This is a genomic window from Clostridium sp. OM05-5BH, from assembly GCF_003481505.1.
Classification (GTDB): domain Bacteria; phylum Bacillota; class Clostridia; order Lachnospirales; family Lachnospiraceae; genus Otoolea; species Otoolea fessa.
Genome location: NZ_QULJ01000020.1, coordinates 1 through 4,811 on the forward strand (window position 1 = coordinate 1; position 4,811 = coordinate 4,811).

Sequence of the window (4,811 nt, forward strand, 5' to 3'; positions counted from 1 at the left end):
GGTATCAAGTATGTTCTTGATGCTTTTATAGCTCGGAGTGGCTATAAAGGTGAGCGCCTTGCAGCAGGCGGCTTCCAGCCGATCGACAGAATACTTGTCGGCCAGCTTTAAAAGTCCCATGCAACTACGGTAGGATTGCTGTTCTACCAGCTTGGAGGTAAGGATTGCATCCACGGTCTGGTAGGTACTGGAACCGATGCGCTTCGCCCATTGCCGGAAGCGGTCGCCGTTCCACTCAAGATACTGCTGATGAGAAGGCGGCATATGCTCTGTGATTGTGCTATACTGACCTTTGCGACCATACAGTCGACGGTGGGACGCGATTCGATTGTGGTTGTAGAAAACCTCAATGGTCTTGTTTGTGACTCTCACATCAACTTTGCGCTTTATATACTCATGTGGAACGGAGTATAGCATTCCTGCAAACGCTATGTGATAATTGAACTGAACGGTGGCTTGTCTCCATTCCGCCAGTTCATATGGGGTAGCAGGTAACGGAGCCAGCAATGGCAGTTCTTCGTCGCGGAAGATTTCATACCGACTCCCCTCTTTCTTTTGGAACGGGCGATGGCTGAAATCTTCCAGTTTCTGCCGGATCGCCTGATTTAACTCACCGAGAGAAAAGAACTGCTCGTTCCGTAGCGCTGCTGTGATCCATGTGGAAATATTGCCTACACTGCCCTCGGCATTAGGCTTATCCTTTGGAGAACGGACGCGTGCCGGAATAATGGCGATGCTATAGTGTTCTGCCATTTCCTGATAGACGGCATTGATCCGTGGATCATTCCAGCTTTTATTATTATGATCCACAGCAGTGCGACAGTTGTCTGGCACGAGGATCTTTGCAACACCGCCAAAGTACTCGTACATGTGGATGTGTGCTGCGATCCATGACGCCTGTTTCTGATCCATAAAGGCTTCTACGTATGGATACTAACTGTAGGTCATAACACCTACGAAAATCTGGGCATCCAGAATTTCACCGGTATCTGGGTCGATGATGTGCGCAGGATCACCTGCCCAGTCGACCTCAATCTGCTCCGCAGGCTTGCGGTTGATATGCATAGTGGCGCGGCGCTTCTGCTCATCCTGCTGGATGTAGTAGCAGAACTGAGAGTACATAAGTGGCTCTTCTTTGGAGAGACGGCATTCTTCAAGATACTCTGTCCAAAGGAGCTTCTTATTCACCCCGTTTCGAAGAAGCTCTTTGCGGACATGCTCGAAATCGGGCATCCGCTTTAAAGTGGCTGGCTTCGCTTTCACTTCAGGGAAAAGCAACTTGCCTAAGACTGGATCGCTAAGTTTAGGATCCAGAGGCCAGACAAGATTTTGCTCTTTGGCTGCCTTCAGCACCTTGTTGACAGTTGTCTTGGATGCATTGCAGCTAAGGGCAATGTTGGTTTGGCTGAGATTCAATCCGGCAAGCCGGATGATCTCACGATACTTGGTCATAATGGTGACCTCCTTCGTAATGAATTTACGCTGCAAAGCGTATGAATTCATTATAAAGGAAACGGTACCATCTGACCGGAACCTCGGTATCCGATTCCCAGAATCGCGGTATCGTCTAAAATGGAACAGCGGTACTGTGGCGCCGGAACGGCGGTTCAGAATCGCCCAGAATACTCAGTTTGGAGAGAAGTCTGCCGTGCGGCCGGCAACGGAAAACGAGAAAACCGAGCTGCTCCGAATACGAGCAGAGGACAATGACTGATCGATTGCCCCCACTCCACGGTGGGGCTATTTTTATGAAGCGCGATTAGTTTTGACTAACCACCACCTCTAAAAATAACCGTGCGAACTTCTGAAGTTCACACGGCTAATAGAATCACTTCAACTTCTCAAGAATCTCATCAGCACTCATACCACCGGCCAGCAGTTTCTTAACCACAGCCTCGGCTTCCGACTTTTTCGCTTCTTCAGCTGCTTTCTGATCGTAAACGCTCCATAGCAAGTACCTGTTCCTCCACTCCTTTTTCTGCCATAATAGTCTCACACTATACAGAGTCAAAAAAGTTAAGTACTCAACTTTTTTGACCGCCTATGGAGGTCTATCTATGAGCAGTCAAACAAGTTTAGTTGCTGAACAGGTTCGGTTTCAGCAATGGGCGGCACAGATCCAGGATTGTAAAAACCGACCTGCAGATATGAAAGTAGAAACCTGGTGCAGTGAGCATGGCATCACAAAAGCGAATTATTATTATCGTCTGAAAAGAGTCCGCAAAGCATGTTTGGAGGTCTACAATCCAGAACCGGCGTTTGTGGAGCTTCCTCAGCCGATAGAGAAAGCTCTGCCCCGGGAAGACAGCAGCTTAAAACCGACAGCTATTCTGCGAAATTCCAGAGGATTAGCACTTGAAATTTATAATCCTGTCTCTAAAGATATGCTTCAGTGTATCCTGGAGGTGCTGTCTAATGCTGAATGACGCCACAGGTCTGAAAAAGATCTATCTTGCAGCTGGTTATACCGATCTGCGGAGAGGAATGGATGGTCTCGCAACGATCATCCGGTTCCGGTTTCAGCTCGATCCGTATGATAAAAATACGCTCTTTCTTTTCTGCGGGAAGAAGACGGACCGAATCAAGGGACTCTTATGGGAAGGGGATGGGTTCCTGCTTCTTTACAAGAGACTGAGCAACGGTGCCTTCAACTGGCCACGTTCCGTAGAAGAGGCGTTGGAAATATCCCCGGAACAGTATACGATGCTGATGCAAGGGCTTGAAATTCTCCCCAAACATCCGATCAGGCCAAATGATCCGCCTAAAAGATTGATGTAACATTTGTGCATTATGGAGAAAAAAATTTCTATATTTCACAGAAGAAAAGAGAATCTCTTCCGTTTCATAAAGCTTATCCACAGAATTCAGTCCGCAGGAATCAAACCACACGGTTTCGGGCAGAAAAATCGTTCTGAATCTGTGGATAGCAGTACAGAACATCTGGAATCCTGAAAAGCTATCCCAGGTGCTCTGTACTGTTATCCACCGTCATTATGCCGAAAGGAAAACAGGCGCCAAGTGGCAGAAAACGTACAGATCTGGTACAATGGACTCATTGAGAAAAGGAGTTCCTGCCATGGCGATGAAGTTCACAGAAGAACAGTTAAACAGCTTTGATAAATCTATGCTGATCCAGTTATTTTTGAATCAACAGGAACAGTTAGAAAAGGTCAGTGCCGACCTGCATTCCCTGGATACGAAGATGCAGGCAATGATGGAACAGCTGATCCTGGCTAATAAGAACAGGTTTGGACGTTCCTCTGAAAAAATGGAGGATGCCCAGCAACTCCGTTTTGTTGAAGTGGATGGAACCATTGTGTTTTTTAATGAAGCCGAAGCTGTCTGTGATCTGGAGGCACCGGAACCAGAGACTCTGGAGCCGGCACTGGAACGCAGAAAAAAAGCAACCGGTAAGAAAGCTCAGGATATGTCCGGGCTTCCTACAAATCGAATCGACCACTACATGACCGAAGAAGAATTAACAGCAGAATTCGGTGAAAACGGATGGAAACAGCTTCCAGATGCTATTACACGCAGATATCGTTTCATTCCGGCAAAAGTCGAGGTGGATGAGCACCATGTTGGTGTATATGCCAGCAAAACAGACGGGCACATGATAAAAGCAAAACATCCAAAAAGCCTGCTTCATGGAAGCCCCGTATCCGCTTCGCTCGCTGCTGCGGTCATGAATGGAAAATACGTAAACGCGGTCCCTCTTTATCGCCTTGAACAGGAATTCCTTCGATATGGCCTTGCCATAACCAGGCAGAACATGGCGAACTGGATGATCCGGCTGGGAGAAGAATATCTCGCCGTTTTGTATGATCACCTTCATTCGCTGCTTTACAGCCATCATGTCATCCAGGCTGATGAGACACCGGTATTGGTAAACCGGGATGGCCGCAGTGCCGGTTCCAAGAGTTATATGTGGGTGTACCGTTCTGGCCACATGTATCCGGAAAAACAGATCATCCTTTATGAGTATCAGCGGACAAGAAATGCCTTTCATCCTCGGGAATTCCTAAAGAATTATTCCGGCATTTGCGTGACGGATGGCTATCAGGTCTACCATACACTGGAAAAAGAACGTGAAGACCTGACGATAGCCGGGTGCTGGGTCCATGCCCGCAGGCGCTTTGATGAAGCGCTTGCAGTAGTACCGAAAGAACGCCAAAAAGAATCCGCATCCTATCTGATCTTAAAGCAGATCCAGACGATCTACAGAAAAGAAGGAAAGCTAAAGGATCTCTCATCGGAAGAACGGCTTTCCCAGCGTCAGGTGGCTATAAAGCCACTGGTAGACGCTTTGTTTGCGTACCTAAAGCAGCATGAAAGCGAGGTCGGAACAGAAAAGCTAAAGGATGCCTTCAGTTACGCTCTGAATCAGGAAAAATATCTCCGGGTTTTCCTGACAGATGGGGATGTCCCTATGGATAATAACGCCTCTGAGCGCGCGATCCGCGGATTCTGTGTTGGAAAGAAGAACTGGCAGATGATCGATACGATCAATGGTGCGAAATCATCCGCGATTATTTACAGCATCGCAGAGACGGCAAAAGCGAATAACCTAAAACCATACGAATACTTTGAACACCTTCTGACAGAGATCCCCAAGCGCATGGATGACAGCGACCGGTCATTCTTAGATGACCTGCTTCCATGGTCGAAAAAGTTGCCGGACGTTGTCAGAAAACTGAAAAAGCAATGAAGTAGCGCCGCGGAAGCGGCTTTTAGCTTATAGGGTACTTGGTATGGAGCGTTTACATAAAAGCATCAAGAACATACTTGATACCGGGAGTGACCGAACAGAG

The 4,811-nt window shown here is 47.6% G+C and carries 4 protein-coding genes and 1 pseudogene; 3 read left to right on the forward strand and 2 right to left on the reverse strand.

Annotation, left to right across the window (positions count from 1 at the left end; all coding sequences use genetic code 11):
* Together istA and DXB70_RS14585 are read right to left on the reverse strand one after the other, a co-directional pair.
* A pseudogene (gene istA / locus DXB70_RS13775) lies at positions 1–1,452 on the reverse strand (IS21 family transposase); the annotation flags it as partial.
* 376 nt (positions 1,453–1,828) lie between these two features.
* Positions 1,829–1,954, reverse strand: coding sequence for a hypothetical protein (locus DXB70_RS14585; RefSeq protein WP_279220605.1), 126 nt, complete (start codon positions 1,952–1,954; stop codon positions 1,829–1,831).
* Between the two features lie 103 nt (positions 1,955–2,057).
* Here DXB70_RS14585 and DXB70_RS13785 point away from each other — a divergent pair, with 103 nt between their 5' ends.
* From DXB70_RS13785 to DXB70_RS13795, 3 genes are all read left to right on the forward strand, one after another.
* On the forward strand, positions 2,058–2,426 hold the full coding sequence (locus DXB70_RS13785; protein WP_118673482.1) for a hypothetical protein: 369 nt from the start codon (positions 2,058–2,060) through the stop codon (positions 2,424–2,426).
* Positions 2,416–2,778 (forward strand): IS66 family insertion sequence element accessory protein TnpB, encoded by a 363-nt coding sequence (gene tnpB, locus DXB70_RS13790; RefSeq protein WP_118468476.1) that lies wholly within the window; start codon positions 2,416–2,418, stop codon positions 2,776–2,778. The genes DXB70_RS13785 and tnpB overlap by 11 nt, the downstream gene beginning before the upstream one ends.
* Positions 2,779–3,076: 298 nt before the next feature.
* A complete protein-coding gene (locus DXB70_RS13795) occupies positions 3,077–4,708 on the forward strand; it encodes an IS66 family transposase (RefSeq protein ID WP_118673483.1) in 1,632 nt (543 codons plus the stop codon).
* Positions 4,709–4,811 lie beyond the last annotated feature (103 nt).

Bases quoted from the DNA above. Each gene is read 5' to 3' on its own strand.
- DXB70_RS13785 (WP_118673482.1), top strand. From the start codon at position 2,058: ATGAGCAGTCAAACAAGTTTAGTTGCTGAACAGGTTCGGTTTCAGCAA.
- tnpB (WP_118468476.1), top strand. From the start codon at position 2,416: ATGCTGAATGACGCCACAGGTCTGAAAAAGATCTATCTTGCAGCTGGT.
- DXB70_RS13795 (WP_118673483.1), top strand. From the start codon at position 3,077: ATGGCGATGAAGTTCACAGAAGAACAGTTAAACAGCTTTGATAAATCT.